The 16444-nt window shown below is 47.9% G+C and carries 12 protein-coding genes and 1 pseudogene; all 13 read right to left on the reverse strand.

Annotation, left to right across the window (positions count from 1 at the left end; genetic code table 11):
- Positions 1-43 precede the first annotated feature (43 nt).
- The 13 genes and pseudogenes from cysK to spoIIE all read right to left on the reverse strand — a co-directional run bounded on the left by cysK (position 44) and on the right by spoIIE (position 16347).
- Positions 44-982 (reverse strand): cysteine synthase A, encoded by a 939-nt coding sequence (cysK, locus tag QF041_RS20365; protein WP_036668448.1) that lies wholly within the window; start codon positions 980-982, stop codon positions 44-46.
- Between the two features lie 345 nt (positions 983-1327).
- Positions 1328-2278: a peptidyl-prolyl cis-trans isomerase gene (locus QF041_RS20370; RefSeq protein ID WP_307415458.1), complete on the reverse strand. Its 951-nt coding sequence runs from the start codon at positions 2276-2278 to the stop codon at positions 1328-1330.
- Between the two features lie 23 nt (positions 2279-2301).
- Positions 2302-3192, reverse strand: a complete 891-nt coding sequence (gene hslO / locus QF041_RS20375) for an Hsp33 family molecular chaperone HslO (protein WP_307415459.1) — start codon at positions 3190-3192, stop codon at positions 2302-2304.
- Between the two features lie 102 nt (positions 3193-3294).
- Complete coding sequence (locus tag QF041_RS20380; RefSeq protein WP_026081372.1) at positions 3295-4065, reverse strand: type III pantothenate kinase; 771 nt, start codon at positions 4063-4065, stop codon at positions 3295-3297.
- A gap of 6 nt (positions 4066-4071) precedes the next feature.
- A complete protein-coding gene (nadC, locus tag QF041_RS20385; protein ID WP_253428914.1) occupies positions 4072-4938 on the reverse strand; it encodes a carboxylating nicotinate-nucleotide diphosphorylase in 867 nt (288 codons plus the stop codon).
- Positions 4935-6575, reverse strand: a complete 1641-nt coding sequence (gene nadB / locus QF041_RS20390; RefSeq protein WP_307415460.1) for an L-aspartate oxidase — start codon at positions 6573-6575, stop codon at positions 4935-4937. Before nadB ends, nadC begins: the two co-directional genes overlap by 4 nt.
- Before the next feature lie 35 nt (positions 6576-6610).
- Entirely contained in the window at positions 6611-7549 is a 939-nt protein-coding gene (gene nadA / locus QF041_RS20395; RefSeq protein ID WP_307415461.1) for a quinolinate synthase NadA, read from the reverse strand.
- 298 nt (positions 7550-7847) lie between these two features.
- Positions 7848-9893, reverse strand: coding sequence for an ATP-dependent zinc metalloprotease FtsH (gene ftsH / locus QF041_RS20400; RefSeq protein WP_036606115.1), 2046 nt, complete (start codon positions 9891-9893; stop codon positions 7848-7850).
- A gap of 100 nt (positions 9894-9993) precedes the next feature.
- Entirely contained in the window at positions 9994-10533 is a 540-nt protein-coding gene (gene hpt, locus QF041_RS20405) for a hypoxanthine phosphoribosyltransferase (RefSeq protein ID WP_017691352.1), read from the reverse strand.
- Between the two features lie 52 nt (positions 10534-10585).
- Complete coding sequence (tilS, locus tag QF041_RS20410) at positions 10586-12025, reverse strand: tRNA lysidine(34) synthetase TilS (protein ID WP_307415462.1); 1440 nt, start codon at positions 12023-12025, stop codon at positions 10586-10588.
- Positions 12026-12069: 44 nt separating this feature from the next.
- Positions 12070-13017, reverse strand: a complete 948-nt coding sequence (locus QF041_RS20415; RefSeq protein ID WP_211085371.1) for a serine/threonine protein kinase — start codon at positions 13015-13017, stop codon at positions 12070-12072.
- The gene (locus tag QF041_RS20420) at positions 13001-13753 is read right to left on the reverse strand and encodes a VWA domain-containing protein (RefSeq protein WP_307415464.1); all 753 of its coding nucleotides are present in this window, start codon (positions 13751-13753) and stop codon (positions 13001-13003) included. Before QF041_RS20420 ends, QF041_RS20415 begins: the two co-directional genes overlap by 17 nt.
- 85 nt (positions 13754-13838) lie before the next feature.
- Positions 13839-16347: pseudogene (spoIIE, locus tag QF041_RS20425) on the reverse strand (stage II sporulation protein E).
- Positions 16348-16444: the final 97 nt, after the last annotated feature.

Here is a 16444-nt window from a genome sequence, read left to right on the forward strand (position 1 = left end):
CCCGTCATACGGGCAAGGAGGATTGGTTTTGTCATTTGTAGACTTAGCCTTCGAAATTGTAAAGAGGTGTGCTGAGATAACGTTCGCCGTTACTTGGCACGATTACGACAACGCGCTTGCCTTCACCCAACTGTTTCGCCACCTGAAGACCTGCACGGATCGCCGCACCGGAAGAGATCCCGGACAGAATGCCCTCTTCCTTTGCTACCTGACGAGCCGTCTCGAATGCATCATCATTCTCAATGTGAATGATCTCATCATAGATTTCCTGATCCAGAATCTCAGGGATAAAGTTGGCACCAATCCCCTGGATCTTATGTGGTCCTGGTTTGCCGCCCGCCAGAATTGGCGAAGCTGCTGGCTCAACCGCAACAATTTTAATACCAGCGAAAGCTTCTTTCAGCACTTCGCCTGTACCTGTAATTGTTCCGCCTGTACCAATTCCCGCAACGAAAGCATCCAACGTACCGCCTACAGATTGAATTGCTTCAACAATCTCAGGGCCAGTCGTTTCACGGTGGATCTTCACGTTGGCTTTATTTTTAAATTGCTCAGCCATGAAATAGGAAGGGTTTTCTTTCAGCAGTTCTTCGGCTTTTTTAACAGCACCATTCATACCTTCAGCCCCAGGTGTAAGCACAAGCTCAGCACCATACGCACGAAGCAAGTTGCGACGCTCCAAGCTCATCGTCTCAGGCATTACAATAACGGACTTGTAGCCTTTGGCTGCAGCCACCATCGCGAGTCCAATTCCCGTGTTACCACTTGTTGCTTCAATAATGGTATCACCCGGTTTTAGCTTGCCTTCTTTTTCCGCTTCTTCCACAATGCTAATTGCGATACGGTCTTTCACGCTTGAACCTGGATTCTGATACTCCAGCTTCACGAATACTTCAGCACTGCCTTCAGGTACGATACGGTTCAGACGAACAAGCGGAGTACCTCCGATGAGTTCTGTTACGTTATTAACTACTTTAGCCATATGAATGCCCTCCTTAGTGGATGAATAAAACTTGAGTCCTGTTAACCTATACTTGTGCGGCCGGTAGCCTCTAGCTGTTATAGAAGAACTGCGGAAATCCTGTTAATCCTATCCCTTACTGCTAAGATTTCTAGCAGGGCGGAGGTTTCCGAAAGTTTCTTTGTTCATAAATAAATCTTTTATATCCGAGTAAACGAGTAGGTATTTATTATTTTCATCTTATCAACGTTAACCCTCATTGTCAATATGAGTACTCAAAAAAAATACTCTGCCTTTGGCCCTAAGACCGCAGACAGAGTATTTTTATCAAGATGCAGCAGTACGAGACAATCTTTTCCATTGCATTCAGGAGGCAGGAATCTCGGACAGGATTACGGCTTCATACTTGTTACGCAGCATTTGCTCTACCTGCGGCAACGGATCAGCCTGACTCAGAGCCAGTTGCATTCGAATCTCCTCATGGACCTCTTCGGCCGATTGCACCTGGCGTTCTTCTTTATCATTAAGTCTAATAATAACATAACCTTCTTCCACTCGAACCGGTCCGGCAATATCGCCTACATCCAGCCCTGCAGCAAGTTGAAGGATTTCTTCTGACTGGAATGGATCATTCCGCTCAATCCATCCCAGCCTCCCACCAGCATCACGAGAGAAGCTGTCTGTCGATTGCTTGCGAGCAGCTTCTTCAAAGTCCTCCCCCTTCTCCAACGCATCCAGTAAGGAATCGGCTTCATCTTCTTCCTTCACTACGATGATGGACAAGTCATATTTCTCGGGGGAAACGTAATCCTCACGGTGTTCAGTCCAGTAATGCTCAATATCTGCATCCTTGATCTGTATGCCGATCGTTGCGATTTTCTCAAGCAGCAGCCTGTAGCCGGCTTCCAACTCAAGTTCCTGTTTCGACAGGCCCAATTGAGACTTCATTTCGTCAAAATATGATTTCTCTGAATCGTACCCATCCATCGCGGCGGCAAGTTCTCTTGCAATCTCTTGGGGAGTGACGATCAGCTTGCGTTCAATTGCTTCGGCAAATACTGCTTTACGGTTTAACATCTGGAGTAATAACTCGCTGCCATAGCGTCTTTTCAGCGCATCGGTCCACTCTTTGTCCGTGATGACTTCTCCGTTGATCGTCGCTACGGTGCTTCCTTCTTCCGTATTGGCATCATGGGATGCATCTGCCTCGTCTTTGCCCTGTCTGAGACCATGCATAGCCATCACACTACCCATGACCAGCATACCTAGCGTCAAGACAATTACAGCCGTCCACAACCCTTTTTCCTGTCTTGTCATTCCGCATCCCGTCCCCGCATAGATCAGTTCTTGGCTTGCTCTAGGATGGTCTCAAGTTGTTCTTTGTTAAAGTCATAGGCTTCATTACAGAATTGGCAGACCACTTCAGCCTGGCCCTCTTCTTCAATTAATTGCTCCATCTCCGTTTGGCCCAGGCTGATCAGCGTCTTCTCTACTCGCTCACGTGAACACTCACAGCTAAAATTAATATCCAGTCCTTCCATCACTTGTACATCTGGCAACAATCGGCGAAGCAACTCTTCCAACTCAAGCCCCTGCTCCAGCAAAGTCGTCACTGGCGGCAACGTACTAATGGCGTTTTCGATCGCCGTGATCTCTGGATCTGTCAATCCCGGCAACAGCTGCATAATGAATCCACCTGAGACAATAACGGAATTATCCGTATCAACGAGCACACCAACGCCTACAGCAGAAGGTGTTTGCTCCGATTGCGCAAAGTAGTACGTGAAGTCTTCGCCCAGTTCTCCTGAAATAATAGGCACACTGCCACGATATGGTTCTTTCAGTCCCAAATCCTTCGTTATGTTGATGAAACCTTCCGTACCAACCGCGCCTGCAACGTCCAGTTTTCCCACACTATTGCTTGGCAAATGTACATGCGGATTAGAAACATATCCTCGTACTTCGCCTTTCGCATTGGCATCAGCTACAATCTGTCCAATGGGCCCATCACCGTTGACTTGTACCGTTAACTTCTCTTCACCTTTGAGCATTGCACCCATAATGGCTGCTGTTGTAACCGTACGCCCCATGGCAGCTGTAGCCGTGGGAAACGTATCGTGTCTTCTGCGTAGTTCCTCAACCAGTTCCGTAGTCTGGATAGCAAAGGCTCTTACCTTTCCATTCATTGCTGTACCACGAATTAACCGGTCATGCTTGTTGTTGTTTTCCAAGTCATTCAGCCTCCTTTGGCGTATCGCCATAATAGTATTACACAGAAAAAACGGCACAACACTTAAGCTGTAATCTCAGCCCGCTGTATGCCGTCTCTATGCTCACCTTTCCCGGTTCCGCTCATATATAATACGCAGCCCTTCAAGCGTAAGCAGCGGATCAACTTCCTCTATACTACGGGTTTCTTCTGCGATAAGTGTAGCGAGACCACCCGTCGCAATAACTCGGGGCTTCGCTCCCATCTCCTCGCGAATACGTTCTACAATACCATCTACCTGGCCCGCATAGCCAAATATAATACCCGCTTGCATGGCATGAATAGTATTACGGCCAATGACCTTTTTAGGTTTCTCCAGCTCTATACGAGGCAACTTGGATGCCCGCTCATAGAGCGCTTCAGTGGCAATCTGAATGCCAGGTACAATAGCTCCCCCCAGGTAGTGGCCTTTCTCGTCAATACAGTCAAAGGTCGTTGCAGTACCGAAATCGACCACGACGAGAGGGCCGCCATACTTCTCAACGGCTGCCACTGCATTAACAATACGATCTGCACCCACTTCACGAGGGTTCTCGTATCGCAGATTCAAGCCAGTTTTGATACCAGGCCCAACGAGCAAAGCTTTTTTGCCTACATACTTCTCGCACATCGCTTCGATTACATTCACCAGTGGCGGAACCACAGATGAGATGATGACACCTTCGATGTCACTTGCCCTGATGCCGGACATATGAAATAAATTATAAATCAATACGCCGTATTCATCCACTGTTGACTGACGTGATGTACTCAGACGAAAGTGGTGCAGCAATTCCCGGCCTTGATATACGCCGAGCACCATATTGCTGTTCCCCACGTCTACAACTAGAATCAAAGAGGTTCACCCCTCTTTCTTTTCATTTAAATCCAGACTAATATCCAGGCTCTCAAAGGAATAGGTTAACCTGCCAACCGAAATTACATCCACACCACTCTCTGCAATACCACGAATGGTCTGAAGAGACACGTTACCGGATGCTTCAACCTTCACATGAGGAGCCTGTTCACGAATAAGTTCAACCGCTTCACGCATCCGCTCTGGATGCATGTTATCCAGCATAATGATATCTGCACCGGCTTGCAAGGCTTCTCTCACCTGCTCCAGATTTTCAGTCTCCACTTCAATCGTCATCGTATGTGGGATAACGGTTCGCGCACGCTGTACCGCCTCGGTGATTCCGCCTGCACCCTTGATGTGGTTATCCTTAATCATAACGGCATCGTACAGTCCAAATCGATGATTCGCTCCGCCACCCACGCGCACTGCATATTTCTCAAGTAATCGGTGGCCCGGCGTTGTCTTACGTGTATCCACAAGCCTAGTCTCAAGACCATCCAGCACATCCACGTAGGCACGCGTACGCGTAGCTATTCCGGACATACGTTGCAGCAAGTTAAGTGCCAGTCGTTCCCCCGTAAGCAGTGAATGTGTACTTCCCTCTACCTCGGCCAAAATCGTGCCATGGGTAACCTTGTCTCCATCTGTTACCTTCGGTGTAAATACAAGATCAGGATCAACGACCTGAAATACAAGTTCAGCTACGGTCATGCCTGCAATAATACCATTGTCTTTGGCGTGTATAATGGCCTTGGATTGGTTGCCTGCTGGGATCGTCACACTTGTTGTAACGTCACCTGCACCAACATCTTCCCGAAGCCAGTTTTTGATTGATTCGATAAGCCCTTCATTATATCCGTTCAGTATCATGACATCAATTCCTCCACAATCGCTTGTTCTCGCTGCTGCAGGCTATGCTTCTGCCACACGATATCATCACGTGCCGGGAAATCCTCACGATAGTGAGCCCCCCGACTCTCCTCGCGGTGTAATGCTCCGCTGGTAACTAACCAGGCACAGGTCAGAAGGTTGGCATACTCCAGCTCTTCCTTATGAGTGAGTGTCTGATCAAAAAATTGCAATTCCTGTTGCAGCTTGTCCATAGCCTTCTGCAAATCCTCACCATTCCGGCGCAAGCCTACCTGACGAACCATCATTTTCTGTAACCGTAAGCGTCTTTCGGATACCGGCTTTTGCTCTTCCGTGATCTTATTGATCTTGTTATTCATATCCACAGACGAAGGCGCTCCTCCTCTTGCTTTTAATAAACCAAGCGGAGGGAGAGATTGAATACGATCAACAATTCTCCGCCCAAATACAATCGCTTCTGATAAAGAGTTGCTTGCCAGACGGTTAGCTCCGTGCACTCCTGTAGAAGACACCTCACCACAAGCAAATAATCGGGAGATGCTGCTCTCTCCACTTAAATCCGTTTTCACTCCACCCATCATGTAATGGGCAGCAGGTGCAACGGGAATCCAGTCCGTTGTCATGTCCAATCCATAACGCATACAAGTTTCATATATGGTAGGGAACCGATGCTTGGTCATCTCTGGCTGTTCATGCGTAATGTCCAAGTACACAAAGGTACTGTTGGTGGACTCCATCTCACTAACAATCGCTCGTGCCACGATATCGCGTGGGGCCAGTTCAAGCTGGGCATGATAACGATCCATGAAGCGCTCGCCCTTCACATTGCGCAAATATGCCCCTTCGCCGCGTACGGCTTCTGACACAAGGAAACGCGGGGCCCCCGGGTAACATAGAGAGGTGGGGTGGAATTGGATAAATTCCATGTCACGAACAATAGCCCCAGCCCGATAGGCCATGGCTACACCATCGGCAGTAGCTACATCCGGATTCGTCGTGTATCGGTACAGTTGCCCTGCCCCACCAGAGCAAAGAACAGTTGCCTGTGCCTTCACGAACACTTGCGATCCGTCATCCTTCTGAACCAGAGCGCCAATGCATTCCCCTCGATCTCGATCTGTAATCAGGTCAACAACAAAATGCTCATCCCATACTTCAATCCCAGGATGTTCATTCACTTCAACAGCAAGTGCACGTACAATCTCATATCCTGTTGCATCTCCGTTGGCATGCAAAATACGGCGGTGGCTATGCGCACCTTCCTGCGTCAACGCCAACTCGCCGTTCTCCAGATCAAATAAAGTACCCAAACGAATCAGTTCCTTCACTCCGTCCGGGCCCTCATTCACCAATACCTCTACCGCTTCGGAGCGGCATAAGCCCGCTCCTGCTACAAGTGTGTCCTGCAAGTGGTAAGCAGGTGAATCATCCTCAGCAATAACCGCAGCGATGCCTCCCTGCGCATATCTGGTGTTACTTTCAAGTAATGACTTCTTCGTGATCATTAATACACGTTGTTGTTCACTTGCCTTAATGGCAGTAAACAAACCAGCAATCCCTGAGCCTATAACCAGTACATCCGTCTCTACCATGGGTAGCGCAGACAGATCAAAATCAACTAAATATTGCGGTATCATGTTATTCACCTGTCTTGGAGCAAGAGTAGCGCATCCTACTTTACCAACAACATGCGCTCTAGTGATTCTCTGGCTTTGTCGGCAACGGCCGGTGGCACGTAGATTTGCGGCTTCATCGTTTCCAGGCATTTCACCAGTTTCTTCAAGTTGTTCACCTTCATGTTGGGACATACGAGGAACTTTGTAGCAAAGTGGAACTGTTTATCCGGACTATCCAGACGAAGCTGATATCCTGTACCATCTTCGGTACCTACGATAAATTCCTTCGCTGATGAATTTTTGCAATACTCCAGAATAGCTGTTGTGCTGCCTACAAAATCACCCATTTCTACAACCTCAGGGCGACACTCTGGATGGACAACAAACTCTGCATTTGGATGCTTGGCTCTCATCTCTACCACATCTTTAACTGTAAGCATATCGTGAGTGTTGCAGTAGCCTTCCCAGATAATCATTTTCTTGTCGGTATGCTGCTGCACATAATGCCCCAGGTTTTTATCCGGTACCCAGATAATTTCGTCGGAATCCACCGATTGAATAACCTTGACTGCGTTCGCCGATGTACAACAGATGTCAGTCTCTGCTTTGATCTCAGCCGAGGAATTGATATACGTAACCACCTTGGCATTAGGATGTTGTGCTTTCAATTTGCGTAGTCCATCCACATTCACCATATCTGCCATTGGGCAGCCTGCACGTTCGTCCGGGATAATAACTGTTTTATTTGGCGCAAGAATTTTAGCGCTTTCACCCATAAAATGAACACCACAGAAAACGATCACATCCGCATCTGTTTGGGCTGCCTTCTGGGCTAATAGAAACGAATCTCCACGGAAGTCGGCAACCTCCTGTACTTCGTCACGTTGATAATAATGGGCAAGAATAATGGCATTACGTTCCTTTTTCAACACCATAAGCCGCTCACGCAGCTCGCGGTTCATCTCAGCCTTGCGCTCTAAAGCCAGAGCTTCCACCTGTGATCCTCTCCTTTATCGGGACAGCGTCATGCGCTGTTTCGTGGGCTAACCTAAGTCGTTATCTTCGCTTGAGAAACGAATCACAAGCGGTTTAACAACTAATTTACACAACGTTCACGACTCTGTCAATAAATGAAAAAGGCCCGGAACAGCGCTGTAACCACCTGTTTGCTAACTGGTTCGCCATCTAACTCCCGTTTATCTTTATCTATCCTCTTTTAAAATAATGGATAAAAAAAGAGAGCCCGAGGGCTCTCTTGATTTCACCTGCTATCATAGCCAGATGTATTGTGCATTAAGACGTTGGCTTTGTTCCGCCATCATCCGGGTTATTGTTATTACCCTTTTCCAGATTCGGAGCTTCGTTTGGAATATCTCCGGCTGGTGGCTCAGGCGTTTCATCTTTACCTTGAATACGAACACGCACATCACCGATGGTGTCGATGATTGGCTCTCCGCCTTCAGTTGGTGTGCCTTCACCATCATTGTCATTCTCTGCTTTTGGAGTCAAAGAACCTGTTTCGATCAATTGCTTGATCTGATCCATTTCCAAAGTCTCAACCTCAAGCAAAGTTTGAGCGATCAGGTGCATCTCTTTTGAATGTTTAACAAGCAAGTCCTTACACTTCTCATAACAGTCATTGATAAAGCGTTGCATTTCCTGATCAATCTCGTAAGCAATGGAATCCGAGTAATTCTGTTCATGACCGATATCCCGACCAAGGAATACCTGTCCTTGTGAACTTCCGAATTGCATAGGTCCCAATTTCTCACTCATACCGTATTCCATAACCATGCTGCGAACAATACCTGTCGCTTGCTGGAAGTCACTGTATGCACCAGTACCAATTTCTCCGATGAACAATTCTTCAGCTACACGACCCCCGAGAAGTCCGGTTACTTTATCCAGCAATTCCTGCTTGGTAACCAGCATACGGTCTTCTTTTGGCAACATGATTACATATCCACCCGCACGTCCGCGCGGAATAATGGTCACTTTATGTACCATATCAGCATGTTCGAGGAAGTATCCTACAATGGTATGACCTGCTTCGTGATAAGCAACGATTCGTTTCTCACGATCACTGATGACACGGCTTTTCTTCTCCGTACCAACGATGACACGGTCAATCGCTTCGTCAACTTCCTTCATGGAAATATCTTTACGGTTACGACGCGCTGCAAGCAATGCCGCTTCGTTCAAGAGATTCTCCAAATCCGCACCAGAGAAACCTGTTGTACGCTTCGCGATAATATCCATCTTCACATCTTTGGTCAGTGGTTTATTACGGGAATGTACTTTCAGGACAGCTTCACGACCTCTTACATCAGGGCGGTCAACCGTAATTTGACGGTCAAAACGTCCTGGACGCAGCAAGGCAGGGTCCAAAATATCTGCACGGTTCGTTGCGGCTATGATGATAATACCTTCGTTAACTCCGAATCCGTCCATCTCAACGAGCAACTGGTTGAGTGTCTGTTCACGTTCATCGTGACCACCACCGAGACCAGCACCACGCTGACGTCCTACAGCATCAATCTCATCGATAAAGATGATACATGGGGCATTTTTCTTCGCATTTTCAAACAAATCACGTACACGTGATGCACCGACACCGACAAACATTTCCACGAAGTCGGAACCTGAAATTGTGAAGAATGGTACACCCGCTTCACCGGCTACGGCACGAGCGAGCAATGTTTTACCGGTACCTGGAGGCCCTACGAGCAATACGCCCTTAGGAATCCGTGCACCTACTGCTGCGAATTTACGAGGGTCCTTGAGGAAGTCTACAACCTCAACAAGTTCCTGTTTCTCTTCGTCAGCACCCGCAACATCTTCAAATGTAACCCGCTTCTTCTCTTCGTTGTAGAGACGAGCACGGCTTTTACCAAAGTTCATTACTTTACCGCCGCCGCCTTGAGCCTGATTAAACAGGAAGAAGAACAGCAGGAACATAATGATCAAAGGAATAAAGGAAGTCAGCAACGTCAACCAGATGCTGTCACCTTTCATTGGCTCCTGATGATATTGGAAATTGTTAGTTTCACTTGCAGCTACAAGCTCACTAATTGCCTCATCCGTAGGAGGAATATACGTTGAGAAATTTTCTGATTTGGCGCCATCAGGTGCCTTCTTGTATTGACCGGTCACGAGATACGTTTGACCGTTGAATTGAACCGTCAATTCAGAGACATTGTTGGCTTTGATCGCTGCACGCAACTGATCATATCTAGGATTATCGGTGGCTTCGCCGCCATTGCTGACGAACTGGACTATCCCCACCACAACTAAAAAAAGAATCAAATAAAAACCAGAATTCCGGATGAACCGATTCATCCCCTACCTCCTCTCGAGACACTTTAATTATTTTAACATAGCCCGACATGGCTTCTCAACAGAAGCCAAGAACAGCTCAAGGCTTGGGTCGGGCAGGATATTAGCTACTATAGACTTCCGGCTTCAAAATCCCGATATAGGGCAGGTTCCGGTACTTCTCCGCAAAATCCAAACCGTAACCAACGATGAACGCGTCAGGAATGTCAAAGCCTGTGTAATGAGCTTCCAACTCAACTTTACGGCCTGAAGGCTTGTCGAACAGCGTAACCACACGCACCGACTCGGCACCGCGGTTTTCTAGCAGTTCAATCAGATAGCTGAGTGTAAGTCCGCTGTCGATAATATCTTCGACAATCAGAACTTCCCGTCCTTCAACGGATACATCCAGATCCTTAATGATTTTGACAACACCTGATGACTTGGTGGAAGCGCCGTAACTGGATACTGCCATAAAATCCATTTCAACAGGTACCGTTATGTTTTTAACCAAATCAGCCATAAATATAAACGCACCCTTGAGCACACAAATGACCAAAGGATTGCGATTTGCATATTCGGCACTTAGTGTTGCGCCTAATTCCTTGACTTTACTCTGAATTTCTTCTTCACTGATCAATACTTCCTGAATGTCGTTCTGCAACTGTGCGAACCTCCTAAGTTATACTATGAAAGCCTTACCTGAACCATAACCACTACCCCTGAATCGCTGAATCGCCTACAGTCATGTACAGGATTGCGGAAGTGCCCTCCCTGACAGGAGCCACATTGGACCGTCGAACACCCGGTAACCAGATGATCTGACCTGCTCCATCACATACCACAGGAATACGTGGACGGACAGATGGGGGGATTTTCTCATCGATGAAAATATTTTTCACCTTTTTGCTTCCGTTTAATCCCATCACTTTCATGGTATCTCCAGGTAACCGTGAACGCACAACCAGCGGCATAAGCAGTTGATCCGCATCAAACGCGGCTTGATCCGCCGATTCCGGTACATGATAGTCCTCGGGACTCACCGTCATCAACCGAATATACCGGTTAATTGGGGTGAGTGAAAGCTCATAAGTTCCACTCCATTGCGCAAGACGATACTCGTAAGATTGATCCTGTACGTCCGTCCGTATGCCAAAAGAAATCAGATTATACTCCCGAGTGCAGGCGAGTGTCTGTCCTATATCCAGGCTCCAGGTCGTCACATGGGTCTCCATGACCTTGCGTCGAATGGTTTCAATACGGGTAAAGTCGACAAAATCACTGTCCAAAGGCAGATAATTCAATATTAGTTTAATCAACCTTCGTTGTAAAGCGACATGTAACTTCAAGAAGGAAGGCACCTCAAAGGTTTGCCTTCCGCCGTTCACCTGCACTAGACACCTGTATGTGTCATATGCACTCTGCTCCATGAAATCGTCTTCATCACCCACAATTTCGGCAAGCCGATTCAATGACGGCGTGAGTTGTCCATTATACTGCCCCAAAAAAGGAAGCACATCCAAGCGAATAGCATTACGCCGATATTTACGCATGGCGTTGCTCTCATCATTGAAATACATAAAACCCTGGGTATTACAAGCTTCTACAAGGTCTGTCTTGTTTATACGAAGGCATGGACGAATAAGTTCCACATTTTTTTCTCGTCTTTTAAACTTCATTCCTGAGAGTCCCGACAAGCCGGTTCCACGAAGCAAATGAAGCATGACTGTCTCCGCCTGATCATCCGCATGATGTGCCAAAGCGATGCTTGCCGCATTATATTTGGAAGCCACTTCGTGCAAAAAGGCATATCGCTTGTTGCGGGCTGCTTCCTGTGGTCCTTGACCCGTCAACTCCATATATGAAGGTACATCGGCCTTGGTCCATTCAAATGTAATACCAAGCTGCTGTGCCAGTTCCATCATTTTCTCCGCTTCGTCATCAGATTCAGTCCGAAAACCATGATGAACATGGGCACAGATTAATTCAAGCGGGACATGCCGCATGCTGATCTCGTGCATGATATGCAAAAAAGCTACCGAGTCCGGCCCGCCCGATACTGCGACGACAATCCGATCCCCGGGAACCCATAACTGATGCTCTTCCGCTGCATCCAGCACGTTCTTCACCAGCATGTTCCAGCGTAAAGCCTCCATACCTGTTCCTCATTCCTTGCGTTATGTATATGCACTCTCACAGATCAGAAAAGTAGTGCATAGATGAGCACTCCAATAAGTAATATCACAGATACAGCAAATGCATTTTTAAGCCAGCGCGGTGTTGTACTTTTGGAACGACGACGGAGAGGCGTGGGGCGTGCCATCATTTCCTTCCACCCTTGTGCCGCATGACCTGCATCACGAAACTGACCTCGTAATGCCTGAATCGTCCAATTGCGAAAAGGACCCAGTCGTTCACTGCGCTCCACCAGCGCTACGAGCTGATTCACACTTCGCAGTTGCGGTAATCCCTCCGCTGCCAGTGCCTTGAGTGCGTCTGCTTCAAGTACATGAATCAACAATAATGCAAATGCAAATACATCATAGGTACCATCTGCCGTACGGCTGCCTGCATTCCAGAAGCCCCGATCATACCATTCGGTGAACTGTTTGACGCTTCGACCAATCGACGTAACTCCGCCGTAGTCGATCAATTCCACCTGCCCATAGTCGGATACCAACACATTCTGAGGTTTGAGATCACCAAACACCCATCCCGCCTGATGCAATTGTGCCAGCTTCTGCAAGAGTCTAAGTCCCACCAGAAGTGTCCAGTCTGTCCCCTGACGCCGAATGAAGTGATGAAGTGCCTCACCTCGAACGTAACGCATCACATAAAAGGGAATATCCCGGCCACGAACGGCATAATCATCCACATCTTTAAGATAGGAAGGAATGCCGCTCTGCCGAAGGGCCTCATGATTACGCTGTAGTTGAAAAGATTTGAGCACATTAACTTCCGATTGCAGATCTACCGGATCAAATCCCATTTTTAGCGCGTAGTGTTTGCCATTTTCACCCCGTTGGACAAGAAAAACGATGCCATTAGCTCCTTTGCCCAGTAGCTTCCGAATCGTGTAACGACTGCGATTCCATTTCCCTGTAACCACTGTTCCTGGCGGGAAAGAGGCGTCAGACAACGTTGTCACCGAGCATCCCTTCTCTTTCAATGCGATAGTTCCCTTCTATTTCCTGCTGTTTCTCCAGTGTACCATAACGGTAAAAATCAATCACCTTCTGAATTGCAGGACCTGTCGGTGTTGCACCCTTCATCTGCAACCTTCCAAACAAGGACCGAACACGGCCTGGATCCGTTGTCCAGTCAATATCCATTACCGCATCTTCTCCACTGTGTCGTCCCGGAAAATGAAATACAGAAAGCTTGCTCTGACCTATACGCGCCTGCAAACTTAACATTAAATCACGAATGCCTTCTTCTACCGCAGCCAGTTTGGGTTTCATGCTGGCACTGACGTCGATTAGCAATATAACCTGTAAGGCTGAAGTTTCAGCCATATCATCCATCACTTCCACGACCCGGGCGCGTTGTGCAGGCTCCAGATCCGTTACCGTTTTGGGCTCCTTCTCTCCCAAAATTTGTGTTAACTCCCTATTAACCGCCTGCTGAATGGTCTGAACCACCGTTTTCCTTGTCATCATCTGCATGGTATGGGCAAGCTGACGTGTACCTACAATTTGGCTGATTCCACCTCCGGCTCTGGCAATATCCTCGATCTCCCGACTACCCAGCTCACCAATGGTTCCATAATCAATCACACCAACCACATTAACCGTAATCCCCTCTTCCTGTGCTTCGGCCGCTGCCAGCACCGGACTTGGTCCCACATTGGAACAACCGTCGGTGATCAATAAGATTTGCTTCATCCGATATCCCTCCGTTATTCGTTACTCTCCAACTCTATGACTAGCATTGCCAGAATGAAGAGACTTCAAACAGAAGAATATGCAATTAGCTGACGGTCCGTGGACGCTCCATCCGGTTGATGCCAGGCACACGCAGTGTGGCCCATTCAGGGCGGAAATGCTCTACTTTTCCAACAACGACGGTCATATCATCCAATATCTCATGCTGCTGATATCTTATAACACTTTCAAGCAGGCAATCGGCCAAATCTTGCGGATCATCTGTATCAATCTCTTGAATGAGCCGTTTCATCCATAACTCTTTGTTTACCGCATACCCCGGTGCATCATAGATGCCATCCGTCATCATAATGAGGATATCCCCCGGCTGAAGCTGTACCGTCACCAGATCCACTTCAATATCCTTAATAATACCGATCGGCAAATTGCTGGCCGAAACCTGAATAACCTCCTGTCCTCGTTTGATAAAACTTGGCGTTGAGCCGATTTTCATAAACGTGGTCTCTGCCGTATATTCATCAATCAGTGCCATATCCACTGTGGCATACATCTCTTCAGGTGAGCGTAGCATCAGAACGGAGTTCACGGATTTGATCGCCAGTTTCTCGTCCATGCCGGACTGTAGCAACTGTTCCAGTATGTTCAGCGCCGTGCTGCTCTCCATGCGTGCTCGTTCTCCATTGCCCATTCCATCACTGAGCGCCACCGCAAATGTACCGTTGCCTAACTCAACCGTACTGAAGCTGTCGCCTGACATCACATCTCCCCCTTTTGCGGCGGCAGCAACACCCGTGGTAACCTCGAAGGTTTTGGCCGAACCAAACGTGACGGTTGCCAGTCCCTGACGAGGATCGGTCATGGTCTCTTGCAAGACGGCAATATGCTCGTCCAATACATCCGAGATCAGCGGAGCTATCATTTTGCGGCACTCATCGAATCCCCGTGTATATGCATGTACAATCTCAATCTCTACATTGCCCGCTTCCAGATTGATGATCTCAATGGAGTGAATGGACAAGCCCAGTGACTCCAGTGCGTCCCGAATCTGCTCCTCCTGCTGTACCATCTCATCACTTTCCCGCTGAATTTCTTTGGCCAGGTCCTCCATGACCTGAGATACACCGGACAATTGCTCTGCAACCAGCTGCCGGCTATCGATAATTTGGCGCTTCCATTGCATGTTATGTTGATGCAGTCCATACTGGGCACGCATGACTTCAAGGACCTCTTCCGGTTTCGCACACACCCTGTTCCAGTCCACTGGAATCTGCTTGCCTGAGATCTCCGGGTTTCCTTCAATCGTACTCATCACGTCCGTCATATATTTGTAGGTTTGAATAAACTTCGCATCCCAGCATTGTGTACGCTTGAAGCAGCTTGCACATGTGCCCTCGGCAACCGCATTCATGAAATGGTCCATTCCACCTTCTTTCTGTACCTGCTCCCCTGCACCGGACATCTGATCGAAGCTACGTGACAATTGACGGAATACCTGCGAGAACCGGGTTACCCGTTCTGCCGTGATATCCCGTATCCGTTTGGCATACTCATGCTGGGATTTCGTATGATCCTGCGTACCCGGTACATATTTGGATATCGCCGTCATCAGGCTTTTAGGTGTCAACATGAATAGTACGATAGCTGCACACGTCTCCCATAATGAGTTCATAACATCGCCCGGTCCGCCCAGATATATGGATAGAATGGACGAACCTAGCAGCATACCCAGTGCAACCGCCGCACGTTTGCCTTCTCGAAGCATACCCGCCAGCATCCCGGCAAAAGCAAGCAGGCTCATCTGATACACCGCTGACATGTCAGCCAGACTCAGAATCAAGCCAGGTAATAACCCCAACTGAGGCTCCGAGGGGGGCTCCGCCCACCAGCGCAAAGATTAATATGAGATAACGGGAGAGCATATGCTCTACGGATAAAGACTGAATGGTCCACCCTACGGCTCCCGTCATAACGGAAGCGAGCAATATGATCAGGCAGAGGATCTCCTCGTTCTTTAGGCTGAACTTTTTTTTGCGGTAAGTGAAGATCGGTATGGCTTGTATAAAAACAAGGGTGAGCACGAAACTTAGTACGGAATCCATCGTAAGCATCAGCATCGCGTACCAGCTGAAGGATGGTCCAATCACAACCGCGAATAATTTGACCATAAATGTAGTGGTAAACACCATCGTTGGCGCATAAGATAATTCAGCACGATCATACGACTCCAGACCGCGGAAGAGCAGATAAAAGATGGCGATCTCCGATGCAACAATGAGTGGTACCGGAAACGGTGCAAAGAGACTACCTGCAAGTAGAGCGGCGCCTACCGGAATGATGTAATCCCTGCGCATGAAAGCAATTACGGCGAAGTAAGCAATGGCAAAGGGAGATAACTCATTCAGGATCATTGCCTTTCCGAGCAGGAACCCCATAAACGTAAGCAGCAGTACCCATTTGCGGGAAGCAACCATCTGGACAGCCTTGCGGGAGCCAAGCCATTGTTTCAGACGTACCGACAGCTCCTCCCGAGCTTCCGTACCTCCTTTACCTGCTTTCATTCCCGGAAATTGAATGACATTCCACTTTTCCATCATCCTCAAGGCACCCCATTCGATTAATTTGAATTTTCGTGTTTCGTTCTCGATGGTTCTGATTATAGATAGATTAGAAGACGTAGTTTGTCAGAATAGG

The sequence above is a fragment of the Paenibacillus sp. W2I17 genome (assembly GCF_030815985.1).
GTDB lineage: Bacteria > Bacillota > Bacilli > Paenibacillales > Paenibacillaceae > Paenibacillus.